A 13,931-nucleotide genomic window follows, 5' to 3' on the forward strand; every position below is an offset into this window, starting at 1 on the left:
ACCGCCACCGGCAGGTCCACCATCTGCAGCGGCGTCCGCACGCCGAACAGGTTGACCATCGGCGCGAACGGCACGATCGAGAAGGCCAGGAAGGCGGGGACCACCATGATGACCGGGGCCAGCAGGTAGAGCACCTTGTCCACGGTCCGCGGGAAAAGGTCCTCCTTCAGGCCCATCTTCAGGCCGTCGGCCACCGATTGCAGGAGGCCGAACTTGCCGGCCCGGTTGGGCCCGTACCGGTTCTGCATCCTGGAGATCAGCTTGCGCTCGAACCAGACGCCGAACAGGATGCCCAGCATCAGGAAGGCGAACAGCATCACGGCCTTGATGATGGTGATCCACAGCGGGTCCTTGCCGAAGTCGGCGAGGGTGGGATCGGCCGCGAGAACGTGGGTCATGAGGCGCTCCCGATGGTGACGATGTCGCCGGCCACCGCGTGCAGATCACGGGTGACCGAGCAGCCGCCGGAGTTCGCAGGCACCCAGACGACCCGGTCCGGCAGGTCGGCGACGCGCACGGGCAGCGTCACCGTGTCGGCTCCGGCGCGGCCGACGACGAGCTTGTCGCCGTCCGCGATCCCGAGCTCGGCCGCCGTGCCTTCCGAGACGAGCGCCTCGGCGGCGCGGGCGGTGCCTGCCAGGTACGGCTCGCCGTCCTGGAGCCTGCCCTCGTCGAGCAGCAGGTGCCAGGTCGCCAGCAGCGCCTCGCCGGTCGCCGGGGCGACCTGGGCGCGGGTGGCGGTGTGCGGGGCGGTGACGCGGCTGCCGCGCCAGGCGCCCAGGCCGGACAGCTCGCGCCGGGCGGCCTTGGCGTCCGGCAGGCCCAGGTGGACGTCCAGCCGGTCGGCGAGGTTGCCGATCACGGCCAGGTCGCTCTGCAGGCCCGGCACCTTGAGCGGCGCTTCGAACGAGCGGCCCCGGCCCTCCCAGTTGACGAACGTGCCGCCCTTCTCCTGCACCGCGGCGACGGGCAGGACCACGTCGGCGCGGTCGGTGACGGCGCTGGCACGGATCTCCAGGCTGACGATGAACGGCGTGTGCTCGAGCGCGTCGAGCGCCGCCACCGGGTCGGCCAGGTCGTAGGGGTCGACGCCGGCCACGACCAGCGCGTCCAGCTCGCCGTTGCGGGCGGCCTCCAGGATGCCGGTCGTGTCGCGGCCGGGGGTGGCGGGCAGCGAGGCCACGTTCCACGCCCTGGCCACTTCGGCCCTGGCGGTCTCGTCGTCGACCGGGCGGCCGATCGGCAGCAGGTTGGGCAGCGCGCCGGCCTCGACCGCGCCGCGCTCGCCGGCCCGGCGCGGGACCCAGGCGAGCCTGGCGCCGGAGGCGGCGGCGAGCCGCAGGAGGGCGGACAGCGCGCCGGGGACGGTGGCCAGGCGCTCGCCGGCGAGCACGATCGTGCCCTCGGCCAGGGTGCCGACCAGGTCGCCGATCGCGTCGGCCTCGGCGCCGGGCGCGGTGCGGATGAGCGTGCCGCCCATCTTGGCCAGGCCGGGCGAGGCGAGCGGGGCGATCGAGGTGACCTTGAGCCCCTTCTTCTGCCACGCCTTGCGCAGGCGCAGGAAGACGATCGGCGACTCCTCCTCGGGCTCGAACCCGACGAGCAGCACGTGGGGGGCCTTCTCGAGGTCGGTGTAGCTGATCTCGATGCCCTTGCCGGCCACCGCGTGGGCCAGGAACTGCGCCTCCTCGGCGGAGTGCGGCCGGGCGCGGAAGTCGACGTCGTTGCTGGCCAGCGCGAGGCGGGCGAACTTGGCGTACGCGTACGCCTCCTCGACCGTCACCCGGCCGCCGACCAGCACGCCGGCCTTGCCGCGGGCCTTGGCCAGGCCCTCGGCGGCCACCGCCAGCGCCTCCGGCCACGAGGCCGGCATGAGCACGCCCTCCTCGTTGCGGACCAGCGGCGTCTTCAGCCGGTCGGGCTGCTGGGCGTAGGTGAAGGCCCAGCGGCCCTTGTCGCAGTTCCACTCCTCGTTGACCTGCGGGTCGTTGCCCGCCAGGCGGCGGGTGACCCGGCCGCGCCGGTGGTCGGTGCGCTGGGCGCAGCCGGCGGCGCAGTGCTCGCACGCGCTCGGCGTGGAGACCAGGTCGAACGGGCGGGCCCGGAACCGGTAGGCGGCGCCGGTCAGCGCGCCGACCGGGCAGATCTGCACCGTGTTGCCGGAGAAGTAGGAGTTGAACGGCTTGCCCTCGGCGGTGCGCACCTGCTCCTTGGCCCCGCGCTCGAAGAACTCGATGAGCGGGTCACCGGCGATCTGGTCGGAGAAGCGGATGCACCGGGCGCACTGGACGCAGCGCTCGCGGTCGAGCAGCACCTGCGTCGACAGCGGCAGCGGCTTGGGGAAGGTCCGCTTCTGCTCCTGGAACCTGGACTCGCCCTGGCCGTTCGACATGGCCTGGTTCTGCAGGGGGCACTCGCCGCCCTTGTCGCAGACCGGGCAGTCGAGCGGGTGGTTCATCAGCAGCAGCTCCATGGCCCCGCGCTGCGCCTTCTCGGCGACCGGCGAGGTGAGCTGCGTCGCCACGACCATGCCCTCGGCGACCTCGATCGCGCACGACGGCTGCGGCTTGGGGAAGCCGCGGCCGTTGCCCGCGTCGGGGATGTCGACCAGGCACTGGCGGCAGTTGGCCGCCGGGTCGAGCAGCGGGTGGTCGCAGAACCTGGGGATCTGGATGCCCAGCAGCTCGGCGGCCCTGATGATCAAAGTGCCCTTGGGCACGCTGACCTGGAACCCGTCGATGGTCAGGGTCACCAGGTTCGTCTCGGTCTCTACGACTGTCACTGCTCACCCCAGAGAGTGGACTTCTTCGGGTCGAACGGACAGCCGCCGATCTCGAAGTGCTTGAGGTACTCCTCGCGGAAGTACTTCACCGAGGAGTGGATCGGGCTGGTCGCACCGTCGCCCAGAGCGCAGAACGAACGCCCGAGGATGTTGTCGGCGATGTCGGTGATCGTGCCCAGGTCCTCCTCGGTGCCCTGGCCCTTCTCCAGGCGCTTGAGCACCTGCTTGAGCCAGTACGTGCCCTCGCGGCAGGGTGTGCACTTGCCGCAGGACTCGTGGGCGTAGAACTCGGTCCAGCGCAGCACCGTGCGGACCACGCAGGTGGTCTCGTCGAAGATCTGCAGGGCGCGGGTGCCGAGCATGGAGCCCTTGGCGCCGACCGCCTCGAAGTCGAGCGGCACGTCGAGGTGCTCGTCGGTGAAGATCGGCGTGGAGGAGCCGCCCGGGGTCCAGAACTTGATCTGGTGGCCGGCCCTGATGCCGCCCGCCATGTCGAGCAGCTCGCGCAGCGTGATGCCGAGCGGCGCCTCGTACTGGCCGGGCCTGGTGACGTGGCCGCTCAGCGAGAAGATGCCGAAGCCCTTGGACTTCTCGGTGCCCATCCCGGCGAACCAGTCGGCGCCGTTGCCGATGATGGAGGGAACACTGGCGATCGACTCGACGTTGTTCACGACAGTAGGCGAGGCGTACAGGCCCGCCACGGCCGGGAACGGGGGCTTGAGCCGCGGTTGACCTCTGAAGCCTTCCAGCGAGTCGAGCAGCGCCGTCTCCTCGCCGCAGATGTAGGCGCCGGCGCCGCTGTGCACGACCAGTTCGAGGTCGTAGCCGGAGCCGAGGATGTCGGTGCCGAGGTAGCCCTTCTCGTACGCCTCCCGCACGGCCGCCTGCAGCCGCCGGATCACGTGGAGCACCTCGCCGCGCACGTAGATGAAGGCGTGGTTGGCCCGGATCGCGTAGGACGTGATGATGATGCCCTCGACCAGCGAGTGCGGGTTGGCCATCATCAGCGGGATGTCCTTGCAGGTGCCCGGCTCCGACTCGTCGGCGTTGACGACGAGATAGTGCGGCTTGCCGTCGCCCTGCGGGATGAAGCCCCACTTCATGCCGGTGGGGAAGCCCGCGCCGCCGCGGCCGCGCAGGCCCGAGTCCTTGACGGCCTGGATGACCGCGTCGGGGTCCATGGCCAGCGCCTTCTTCGCCGCCTCGTACTCGCCGTAGACGTCGATGGTGAAGGAGTTGGGCTGGTCCCAGTTCGCGGTCAGGACCGGTGTCAAAGTGGTGCTCATGCCTCGGGGGCCTTCCATCCGTTGGCCTTGGCGACCTTCAGGCCCTCCAGCGAGGGGCCGGCGGCCGACGGGCCGTCGCCCGCCAGGTCGTCGGGCAGGCCGGCGAGCACGCGCGAGGCCTCCTTGAAGGAGCAGAGCTTCTTCGGGCCGCGGGTCGGCCGCACGTCCTTGCCGTCACGCAGGTCGTCGACGAGCTGCTTGGCCGACTCGGGAGTCTGGTTGTCGAAGAACTCCCAGTTGACCATCATCACGGGGGCGAAGTCGCAGGCAGCGTTGCACTCGAGGCGCTCCAGCGAGACCTTGCCGTCGGAGGTCGTCTCCTCGTGGCCGACGCCGACGTGCTCGGACAGCTCGTCCCAGATCTCGTCGCCGCCCATGACTGCGCACAGGGCGTTGATGCACACGCCGACGTGATAGTCGCCGGCGGGCCTGCGCTTGTACATGGTGTAGAAGGTCGCGACGCCGGTGACCTCGGCCTTGCTGATGCCCAGCATCTCCGCGCAGAACTCCTGCCCGTCGTCGGAGACGTAGCCGTCCTCCGACTGCACGAGGTGGAGCAGCGGCAGCAGTGCGGAGCGTGTCTTCGGGTAACGCCCGATGATCTCCTTGGCGTCCCGCTCGAGACGCTCCCGGATCTCCGGTGAGTAAGTCATGACCGCGCCTCCGGCGCGCTCATGACTTGAGACGTGCTGTGTCCAATTGGTCGCTCGCGGAGCTCGCTCACCTGTCCACACCTCCCATGACGGGGTCGATAGAAGCCACCGCGGCGATCACGTCGGCGACCTGGCCGCCCTCTGCCATCGCGGGGAAACCCTGCAGGTTGCAGAAGGACGGCTCGCGGAAGTGCACGCGGTAGGGGCGGGTGCCGCCGTCGCTGACCACGTGGGCGCCGAGCTCGCCCTTGGGCGACTCGATGCTGGCGTACGCCTGCCCGGCAGGCACCCGGAAGCCCTCGGTCACCAGCTTGAAGTGGTGGATGAGCGCCTCCATCGAGGTGCCCATGATGTGGGCGATGTGGTCGGGCGAGTTGCCGAACCCGTCGGGGCCGAGCGCGAGCTGCGCGGGCCAGCCGATCTTCTTGTCCTCGATCATCACCGGGTCCCCCTTGAGCGGGCCGGCGATCCGGTCAAGCGCTTGCTCAATGATCTTGAGGGACTCTTCCATCTCCTTCATGCGCACGAGGTAGCGCGAGTAGACGTCGCAGCCGCGCTCGGAGGCGACGTCGAACTCGTACGTCTCGTAGCCGCAGTAGGGCTGCGACTTGCGCAGGTCCCACGGGAGGCCGGCGGCGCGCAGGATCGGCCCGGTGATGCCCAGGGCCATGCAGCCGGTCAGGTCGAGGTAGCCCACGTCCCTGGTGCGGCGCACGTAGACCGGGTTGGCGTCGAGGAGCTTGCGGATGTCCTTGATCCGCTTGGGCATCTCCTTGAGGAACTCGCCGATCTTGTCGACCGCGCCCGCGGGCAGGTCGACGCTCACGCCGCCCGGCCTGATGTAGGCGTGGTTCATACGCAGACCGGTGATGTACTCGAAGAGATCCATGATCATCTCGCGGTCGCGATAGCCGAAGAGGAACGGCGTGGTCGCGCCCAGCTCCATGCCGAACGTGCCCATCGCGACCAGGTGCGAGGAGATCCGGTTGAGCTCCATCATCATCACGCGGATGGCCTGCGCCCGGTCCGGGATGCGGTCCTCAACGCCGAGCAGCTTCTCCACGCCCAGGCAGTAGGCGGTCTCGTTGAAGATCGGCGAGAGGTAGTCCATGCGGGTCACGAACGTGGTGCCCTGGGTCCACGTCCGGTATTCCATGTTCTTCTCGATGCCGGTGTGCAGGTAGCCGATGACGCTGCGCGCCTCGGTCACCGTCTCACCGTCGAGGGTCAGGACCAGGCGGAGCACGCCGTGCGTGGACGGGTGCTGCGGGCCCATGTTGACGACCAGGCGCTCTTCTTCGGTGTCGCGCGCTCCGGTGACGACCTGATCCCAGTCGCCGCCGTTGACCGAATAGACCTTGCCCTCGGTCGCCTCGTCATAAGCGGTGCTCACGAGTAGCTCCTCCTCTGGTCGGGCGCGGGGATGGTGGCGCCGCGGTATTCGACCGGGATGCCGCCGAGCGGATAGTCCTTGCGCTGGGGGTGGCCCTCCCAGTCGTCCGGCATCATGATCCGGGTGAGCCCCGGGTGGCCGTCGAAGACGATCCCGAAGAAGTCGTACGCCTCGCGCTCATGCCAGTCGTGACCAGGGTAAACGCCCACGGTCGATGGAATGTGCGGGTCGGAGTCAGGGGCGCTGGCCTCGACGCGCACGCGCCGGTTGTAGGTGATCGAGCACAGGTGGATGACCGCGTGCAGCTCCTCGCCCGTCAGGTGCGGGTAGTGCACGCCGGTGACGCCCAGCGAGAGCTCGAAGCGCAGGGCCGGGTCGTCGCGCAGCTTCTGGCAGACCTCGACCAGCCGGTCCCGCTTGACGTGCAGGGTCAGCTCGCCGCGGTCGACGACCACGCGCTCGATGGCGTCGTCGAGCTCCAGGGCGTCGACGAGCTCGTCGAAGTAGCCGCCGTACGGGCGGGGCGTCGACAGCTGCGGCGCCCGGCGCACGACGAGGCCGCCGTAGCCGGAGGTGTCACCGGAGTCCTCGGCGCCGAACATGCCGTGCCGCGCGATCGGCGGCTCGGGGACGGCGGGAACCGCTGCCTCGGGCGTCTCCCCGCTTTCCGGGCTGCCGGGGAGGTTGTCGGGCGAGGTCACTTCGAGGCTCCCTGGTCGATCAGCGGCAGCGGCCGCAGCGCCTGCAGCTCGAGCTCCTCGATCTGCTTGGCGCGGTGGGCGCCGAACTTCATGTTCTGGATCTTGTCGTGCAGCTTCACGATCGCGTCGATCAGCATCTCGGGCCGCGGCGGGCAGCCCGGCAGGTAGATGTCGACGGGCACGACGTGGTCGACGCCCTGCACGATCGCGTAGTTGTTGAACATGCCGCCGCTGGAGGCGCACACGCCCATGGAGATGACCCACTTCGGCTCGGCCATCTGGTCGTAGATCTGCCGCAGCACGGGAGCCATCTTCTGCGAGACCCGCCCGGCGACGATCATGAGGTCGGCCTGCCGCGGAGACGCCGAAGCGCGCTCCATGCCGAAGCGCGCCAGGTCGTAGTGGGGGCCACCGGTGGCCATCAGCTCGATGGCACAGCACGCGAGGCCGAACGTGGCGGGCCACACGGAGTTTTTACGCGCCCATCCGGCGGCCGCCTCGACGGTGCTGAGGATGAACCCGCTGGGGAGTTTCTCTTCAAGTCCCATTTTTCAGTCCCAGTCCAGACCCTTGCGGCGCCACACGTACGCGTAGGCCACGAGCACGGTAGCGATGAACAGCAGCATCTCCACGAGGCCGAACAGCCCCAGGCCGGAGAAGAGCGTCTGCTTGGCGTCGTTCGTCTGCGGCGCGAACGAGACCGCCCACGGGTAGAGGAAGATGATCTCGATGTCGAACACGATGAAGAGCATCGCGGTGACCATGTACTTGAGCGGGAACCGTCCACCACCGACGGGCTGGGGCGTCGGCTCGATGCCGCATTCATAGGCGTCAAGCTTGGCGCGGTTCCAGCGCTTGGGGCCGGTGAAGGGAGCGATGGCGACCGAGAAGATCGCGAAGCCCCCCGCGAGAACGGCGAGCACCAGGATGGGCACGTAAAGGTCCATCGCTACGCCTCCTCCGGAGTCGCCACGCGCGCGGGCGCGCAGCCGGATCTGACAATTCTGAGATTCATGCTGGTGGGGCGACCTTCGAGAGAGCGTTAATGATCATGTCTGACGCATCGCCTCGCCGGTCGGTGAGATTACCAAGGAGTTTGATGGCGAAGCGCATCAGCCTCGGGTGAGGAAGACCGTGCCTGGTGCCGAAGCCCATCACGCCCGGCTTCCCGATCGCCTCGACGAACAGTCTGCCCAGCGTGAAATATCCGCCATAGGCGTCCTTCAGCACCTGAGGATATGTCCGCAAGGTGCGTTCTTGCTCCGCGGGGGTGGTGGCCTTGAGGGCCTTCACGATGACCTCGGCGGCGATCTCGCCGGTCTCCATGGCGTAGGCGATGCCCTCGCCGTTGAACGGGTTGATCGACCCGCCCGAGTCTCCCACGAGCAGCAGGCCCCGCGTGTAGTGCGGCTGCCGGTTGAAGGCCATCGGGAGCGCGGCGCCGCGGATGGGGGCCGTCATGTTCTCCTCGGTGAACTCCCACTCGGGAGGCATGGCCTTGCACCAGGTCCGCAGCAGGTCGCGGTAGTCGATGTTCTTGAACTGCGCGCTGGTGTTGAGCAGCCCGAGGCCCACGTTGGCGGTGCCGTCGCCGACGCCGAAGATCCAGCCGTAGCCGGGCAGCAGCTTCTCCTCCGCCCACAGCTCCAGCCAGATCTCGAGGTAGTCGTCGTCGTGGCGCGGGCTCTCGAAATACGTCCGGACGGCCACACCCATCGGCCTGTCCTCGCGCTTGTGCAGCCCCATGCCCAGGGCCAGCCGGGTGCTGTTGCCGTCGGCGGCCACCACCACGCGGCTGCGGTATTCGCGGCCGTCCTTGGTCGTCACGCCGACGATGTGGCCGCTGCGGTCGTCGAGGACGGGCCCCGTGACGGTGACGCCCTCCATCATCCGCACGCCGTTCTTGACCGAGTTGGCGGCGAGGATCTGGTCGAAGTCCTGGCGGGTGCGTACGAGCCCGAAGTCGGGGAAGCGCTCGAGCTGCGGCCAGTCGAGGTCGAAGCGATGGCCGCCGCCGACGACGCGCAGGCCCTTGTTCCTGACCCAGCCGGGGGCGTCGATGTCGACGCCCATGTTGAGCAACTGCTTGACCGCCCGAGGCGTCAGGCCGTCGCCGCAGACCTTCTCGCGGGGGAACCTGGTCTTCTCCAGGAGCAGCACGTCGAGCCCGGCCTGAGCGAGGTAGAAGGCGGTCGCGGAGCCGGCGGGACCGGCGCCGACGACGATGACGTCAGCGTCGATTGTGTTCATGGTCGCGCCCGCTTCGCCACTCGTTGGCTCCTACGTCGCTCTCTCCCGACGAGCTCCTGCGGTTGGCGAATGGCTGTTGGCACGGTCACTGGACTCTGTCCTGTCCTACACGCTCGAAGGCCTCGGGGGTGTGCTGCCTTCGTTCCTTTGTGAACCCCTTCACAAACTTGTCGGCCCGCAGTCTACTGCTTTTCCAGTACATAGTGGCAGTCGGGGTGCTGTTCTGTGATCCAAGAGGAACGGTGTGTCGCGTGTGGTCTCACGCCGGCTTGAACCCTCTGTGCAGGGCGACGATGCCCATCGTGAGATTGCGCCACGCGACCCGCTCCCAGCCGGCCTCCTGAATGGTCCGGGCCAGCTTCCGCTGGTCGGGCCAATCCCGGATCGACTCAGCCAGATATTCGTAGGAATCGTCATTGGAGCCGAACACCTTGGCCACTTTTGGCAGCAGCTTCATCAGATATTCGCGGTAGACCAGATCGAAGGGCCCGTACGTCACGTGGGAGAACTCCAAGATCACCAGCCGGCCGCCCGGCCTGGTGACGCGGAGCATCTCCCGCAGCGCCTGCGCGGTGTCGTGCACGTTGCGCAGCGCCACCGAGATCGTCACCGCGTCGAACGCGTCGTCGGCGAACGGCAGCCGCAGCGCGTCGCCCGCGATGAAGGGCACCCCCTCGCCCGACAGTGCGTTCCCGCCGTGGCGGCGCACGCCGGTGCGGAGCATGCCCAGCGAGAAGTCGGACGCGATGGCCCGCGCGCCCAGCGTGGTGAACGCGTCGGTGGACGTGCCGGTGCCGGCGCCCAGGTCGAGCACGAGCTCCCCGGGGCCCGCGTCGACGGCCGCGGCCACCGCCTTGCGCCACATCCTGACCTGCCCGAGGGAGATCACGTCATTGACCAGGTCGTAGCGCCGGGCGGTGCGATCGAACATCGCGGCGACCTCGCCCGGCTGCTTGTCCAATTGAGCGCGCGTCATAGGCAAAGACTATGGGAGCCCCCTCCGGGGCCGTACCGGCGGCCATGAACACGACATTCAACGGAAAGTAGCCACGAGACTACTGAACGTCTGCTAAAACTTGGCGAATGCTTGCCCGTGTCGCCCTTGCGGCGATCATCGCCTCGGCTCCCACGGCGCATTTCCGCGTCGTCTCGGCCGACCCGGTAGACAGCACGCCCCACGTGCTCGACGGCATCGTCAACGCGATCACGGTCGTCGGCGACACCGTCGTGGTCGGCGGCTCGTTCAGCGAAGTGAGCGACGCCACCCGCACCACCGCCTATCCGCGTTCCAACCTCTTCGCCTACGACCTGACCACGGGTCGCATCCTGGAGAGCTTCGCGCCGGTCGTCCCGGGCCCCGTGTACGGCCTGGCCGCCGGCGACCGGGGCACCGTCTACGTCGGCGGCGAGTTCATCGGCGTCAACGACTCGCCCGCAAGGTCGCTGGCCCGGCTCAAGCTCTCCGACGGCTCGATGGTGACCGGCTTCGCGCCGCGCATCCGCGGCGGCATGGTCTCCACGCTGGCCAGGCAGGGCTCGCAGCTCTACGTGGGCGGCGACTTCACCGGCCCGCGCACCGCGCTGGCCCGGCTCGACGCCACCACGGGCGCGGCCGACCCGGCGTTCGGCATCACGCCGGGCGGGTCGCTGACGCCCCAGGTGAAGGTGTACGCGCTCGCCGCCACCCACTACCGGCTCGCCGTGGACGGCTCTTTCACCACGCTCGACGGCCAGTCCAGGCCGCAGCTCGGGCTCATCGACATCAGCGGGCGCACCGCCAGGCTCGCACCCTGGCGGACCGAGGCGTACGCGCGCCCGTGCGCGAGCTCGTTCCCGTCCTACGTGCGCGGCCTGGACTTCTCGCCCGACGGCCACTACTTCGCGGTCGTCACCACCGGCGGCCCCAAGGGCGGGATGTGCGACACGGCCGCCAGGTTCGAGACGTACTCCAAGGGCGCCACCATCAAGCCGACCTGGGTGAACGCCACCGGAGGCGACTCGCTCTACGCGGTTTCCGTCACGGGCGCGGCGGTCTACGTCGGCGGACATCAGCGCTGGATGAACAATCCGCAGGGGCGGGACTCGGCCGGCCCCGGAGCGGTCTCACGCCCCGGGATCGGCGCCATTCATCCCACTACGGGAATGGCCCTCAGTTGGAATCCCACGCGGGAGCGCGGCATCGGCGTGAAGGCGTTTTACGCGCATCGCAGTGGACTACTTGTCGGTAGCGACACAACCAGACTCGGACGGGAGTACCATGCCCGGATTGGCATGTTCCCCCAGCCCTAGCCGTCTTGCGGCTTCGGCCGGTCGATCTTGTTGCTGATGCGCTCACTCACAGCATCACGCTGCTTGCTGAGCAGGACGTAACTCGCTATGCCGCTGATCAAGAAAGACACAGCGATCAGTGCGAAGGGGTTTTGCACGCCGAGCAGCAGCAGCACCACGAAGGTGACCGCAAAGATGCCGATGCGCGACAGGGTGTAAACGAGAACAGGACGCACAGGTTCGAGGTTACTCGGACCCGTGGACCGGTCGCTCTTCGCATCGAACGCGAGCGATGCTACTGTTCCCAGTCAGGGAGTTTCGTAAAGAAACACCCACGAGAGCCCCAAAGAGGCTCTATCATATAACAATCGGGCAGTCAGCTGATAACAACCCGTGATCTTTGCAGAAAACCACGGATAAATCAGGCTTCGCTCGACACACTGGTTACCTGTCCGCCCGCTGGCAGGAAGCGGGATGCGAGGGGGAGAGATTGGTGGAGAGTAGCAGCGAGCGTCTGCTGACCCCAGGAGAGGTTGCCGCCCTCTTCCGGGTAGACCCAAAGACGGTTACACGCTGGGCTGCGGCAGGCCGCATCAGCAGTATCCGCACCCCCGGAGGGCATCGGCGGTTCCGCGAGTCGGAAGTGCACGCCCTTCTCCGAGGCGAGGACGTTTTGACGGCCGACAGGCCGGCAGGTGAGTCCCCGCGCCTCTGACCGTGCAGACGGTGATCCTGCGACGGCAGGATCACCGCCGGCGCGATCCGCTGTTCGCGTGCTTTCGGCCACACTTCAGTCCGGCAGCATGAGGCGGCGCGCCAACCGCCGACCGTGGTTGGCGCCTGTCTGATCGCCTCAGGCGTCCTCCTGCTGAGCCTTGAAGGCCAGGAACTCACGCTCCAGCTCGTCGTTCTCCTTCTCCCATCGGTTGCGGCGCTCGGCCACCTCCTCCTCTGTCAGCGCCTCCGGCAACCACTGCTCGTAGTCCGGATCATCGGGCTGCACCTCGACGTACGCGTTCCCGATCAGACGCCCGTCTTCGCTGGTCAGGCTCTGCGGCACGCGCAGGGTCCCGTCCGCGAGCCGGATGACGTACATGTCCGATCACCTAGATTCCGTAGCGCCGGTTGAAGAAGAGCATGATGTCCAGCGCCATCCGCGTGTCTCCCCCGAGCATGTCCACGAGGGCCGGACGCTGGCGGGCGGCGATGGCGGCGAAGGCGTCGGCGAAGAACTCCTTGCGCCCGAGCCCGCCGCCCTGGCGGTGGAAGGTCGAGGCCAGCAGCGGCATGGCCGTGTCGTAGAGGCGGACGAACTCGGGAGAATCCGAGACCCAGCCACCGTACGCCGAGTCGATGTCGTCGATGGCGTGGCCGACCTCGTGCATCATCACGTCCGGGGTGGGTGAGGGGCGGTCGCCCACGACGATCTTGCGGTCGCCGTACGCGCCCGCGCAGATGTCCCAGGTGGCGCGGCCCGACGGGAGCGGGGCGCCGCGTAAGTAGCCCATGTCGTCGAGGTCCGGGACGCCGCCGCGGCCGACGTAGATGCCTTCGAGGCCGGCCGCGAGCTTCTCCTTCAGCCGCTCCGGCAGGCGGGCCAGGCTCTCCACGGCGCGTACGACGTCCGCCGACGGCGGGCCCTGCCTGGCGTCCCACTGGCGGTGCAGGATCGACTCCAGCTTGCCGCAGTGGCGCAGGCCGTCGCCCATGGACGGCACTCCCGGCCGGTTGGGCTGGGCCCTGGGCTGGTCGTCGATCTCGAAGTCGTACCAGGTGTAGCGGGGGCGCTCGACCACGGCGGCCGGCAGCCGCTCGCCGCGCTCACGTAAGGCGAACCCGTCCCAGCTCGTCCCCGAAGGCCGTCGTACCTCGTCGCCCGGCCATGCCATCCGCTCTCCCCGCTCGTCACCCGGCCACCTCGCCCGCTCGCGCTCCGCGCCCCGCTCAGGCTGGCCTCTGGGTACGTCGGCGCCGCGCGCCCGCCTCTTGCGTGCCTTGGCGTCCGCGCGGCTCTCAAAGGGCTTCTCACGGGCATTGAACCAGACGGAGCGCTCCGCGTCGGGGGGCGCCTCTCCGCGCCGCGAGAAAAGGTACGATCCACGCCGCCACCAACGGCCACGCCGATGCCTGCCCTTGTCACCAGACGCCTTGGAGTCAGAAAAGGCCATCGCACCTCTCAACGCCCGTGGAGTCCGGCCACTTCGCCGCGTCGGCCTCCACGGTACGACGCTCATCTTCCTCTAGTCACCCGAAATGGGACATCGGGAAGCACGATCACGTCGCGGATGGCTTACAGTTCAGGAATGGCAGGTGTACTGATCGGCCTGGCGCTGGTGGTCTTCTGGTTCTTCTCGCTCTTCGACGTGATCACCGCGCCGGAAGACGAGGTGCGGAACGTGCCAAAGGCCCTGTGGATCCTGATCGTCGTCCTGATCCCGGTGCTCGGCGGTCTGGTCTGGATGGCGCGCGGACGGCCCCGGGCCCCCCGCGCCGCGTGGCCCGTACCCCCGGGGCCCGGCGTGCCGAAGGGGCCGGACGACGACCCCGACTTCCTGCGCGACCTCGACCGCCGCATGCGTGGCGACGACGTCTGAGGCG

Annotated in this window: 16 protein-coding genes; 3 read left to right on the top strand and 13 right to left on the bottom strand. The window is 68.7% G+C overall.

Annotated elements, in window-relative coordinates; all coding sequences use genetic code 11:
- The 10 genes from ABZS69_RS30655 to ABZS69_RS30700 all read right to left on the bottom strand — a co-directional run.
- Window positions 1-398: NADH-quinone oxidoreductase subunit H (locus ABZS69_RS30655; protein WP_355378634.1), on the bottom strand; the 398-nt coding region annotated here is incomplete at its 3' end.
- Window positions 395-2,782: an NADH-quinone oxidoreductase subunit G gene (locus tag ABZS69_RS30660; protein WP_355378636.1), complete on the bottom strand. Its 2,388-nt coding sequence runs from the start codon at window positions 2,780-2,782 to the stop codon at window positions 395-397. The genes ABZS69_RS30660 and ABZS69_RS30655, both read right to left, overlap by 4 nt.
- On the bottom strand, window positions 2,779-4,068 hold the full coding sequence (gene nuoF, locus ABZS69_RS30665) for an NADH-quinone oxidoreductase subunit NuoF (protein WP_355378638.1): 1,290 nt from the start codon (window positions 4,066-4,068) through the stop codon (window positions 2,779-2,781). Before nuoF ends, ABZS69_RS30660 begins: the two co-directional genes overlap by 4 nt.
- The gene (gene nuoE / locus ABZS69_RS30670; RefSeq protein WP_355378640.1) at window positions 4,065-4,802 is read right to left on the bottom strand and encodes an NADH-quinone oxidoreductase subunit NuoE; all 738 of its coding nucleotides are present in this window, start codon (window positions 4,800-4,802) and stop codon (window positions 4,065-4,067) included. Before nuoE ends, nuoF begins: the two co-directional genes overlap by 4 nt.
- Complete coding sequence (locus ABZS69_RS30675) at window positions 4,789-6,114, bottom strand: NADH-quinone oxidoreductase subunit D (protein WP_355378642.1); 1,326 nt, start codon at window positions 6,112-6,114, stop codon at window positions 4,789-4,791. The genes nuoE and ABZS69_RS30675 overlap by 14 nt, the downstream gene beginning before the upstream one ends.
- Window positions 6,111-6,716, bottom strand: a complete 606-nt coding sequence (locus ABZS69_RS30680) for an NADH-quinone oxidoreductase subunit C (protein WP_355379025.1) — start codon at window positions 6,714-6,716, stop codon at window positions 6,111-6,113. Before ABZS69_RS30680 ends, ABZS69_RS30675 begins: the two co-directional genes overlap by 4 nt.
- Window positions 6,717-6,811: 95 nt before the next feature.
- A complete protein-coding gene (locus ABZS69_RS30685; RefSeq protein WP_185069987.1) occupies window positions 6,812-7,363 on the bottom strand; it encodes an NADH-quinone oxidoreductase subunit B in 552 nt (183 codons plus the stop codon).
- Between the two features lie 3 nt (window positions 7,364-7,366).
- Window positions 7,367-7,762, bottom strand: a complete 396-nt coding sequence (locus ABZS69_RS30690; protein WP_355378644.1) for an NADH-quinone oxidoreductase subunit A — start codon at window positions 7,760-7,762, stop codon at window positions 7,367-7,369.
- Between the two features lie 64 nt (window positions 7,763-7,826).
- Window positions 7,827-9,065, bottom strand: coding sequence for a geranylgeranyl reductase family protein (locus ABZS69_RS30695; protein WP_355378646.1), 1,239 nt, complete (start codon window positions 9,063-9,065; stop codon window positions 7,827-7,829).
- A gap of 259 nt (window positions 9,066-9,324) precedes the next feature.
- A complete protein-coding gene (locus ABZS69_RS30700) occupies window positions 9,325-10,041 on the bottom strand; it encodes a demethylmenaquinone methyltransferase (protein WP_355378647.1) in 717 nt (238 codons plus the stop codon).
- Between the two features lie 107 nt (window positions 10,042-10,148).
- Here ABZS69_RS30700 and ABZS69_RS30705 point away from each other — a divergent pair, with 107 nt between their 5' ends.
- Window positions 10,149-11,354, top strand: a complete 1,206-nt coding sequence (locus ABZS69_RS30705; RefSeq protein ID WP_355378649.1) for a hypothetical protein — start codon at window positions 10,149-10,151, stop codon at window positions 11,352-11,354.
- Here the strand turns inward: ABZS69_RS30705 and ABZS69_RS30710 are convergent.
- Window positions 11,351-11,569 carry a DUF4229 domain-containing protein gene (locus ABZS69_RS30710; protein ID WP_355378651.1) on the bottom strand — a complete coding sequence of 73 codons (219 nt, stop codon included), beginning with the start codon at window positions 11,567-11,569 and terminating at the stop codon, window positions 11,351-11,353. The two genes, ABZS69_RS30705 and ABZS69_RS30710, sit on opposite strands and share 4 nt — an antisense overlap.
- A gap of 257 nt (window positions 11,570-11,826) precedes the next feature.
- Here ABZS69_RS30710 and ABZS69_RS30715 point away from each other — a divergent pair, with 257 nt between their 5' ends.
- Entirely contained in the window at window positions 11,827-12,048 is a 222-nt protein-coding gene (locus ABZS69_RS30715; protein ID WP_355378653.1) for a BldC family transcriptional regulator, read from the top strand.
- A gap of 138 nt (window positions 12,049-12,186) precedes the next feature.
- On the opposite strand, the gene ABZS69_RS30720 is transcribed toward ABZS69_RS30715, so the two are convergent.
- Together ABZS69_RS30720 and ABZS69_RS30725 are read right to left on the bottom strand one after the other, a co-directional pair.
- Window positions 12,187-12,429, bottom strand: coding sequence for a hypothetical protein (locus ABZS69_RS30720; protein WP_355378654.1), 243 nt, complete (start codon window positions 12,427-12,429; stop codon window positions 12,187-12,189).
- Window positions 12,430-12,439: 10 nt separating this feature from the next.
- Window positions 12,440-13,222 (bottom strand): hypothetical protein, encoded by a 783-nt coding sequence (locus ABZS69_RS30725; protein WP_355378656.1) that lies wholly within the window; start codon window positions 13,220-13,222, stop codon window positions 12,440-12,442.
- Window positions 13,223-13,636: 414 nt separating this feature from the next.
- Here ABZS69_RS30725 and ABZS69_RS30730 point away from each other — a divergent pair, with 414 nt between their 5' ends.
- Complete coding sequence (locus ABZS69_RS30730) at window positions 13,637-13,927, top strand: PLD nuclease N-terminal domain-containing protein (RefSeq protein WP_355378658.1); 291 nt, start codon at window positions 13,637-13,639, stop codon at window positions 13,925-13,927.
- Window positions 13,928-13,931 lie beyond the last annotated feature (4 nt).

The organism is Nonomuraea sp. NPDC005650, assembly GCF_040605375.1.
In the GTDB taxonomy this organism is placed as follows: Bacteria; Actinomycetota; Actinomycetes; order Streptosporangiales; family Streptosporangiaceae; genus Nonomuraea.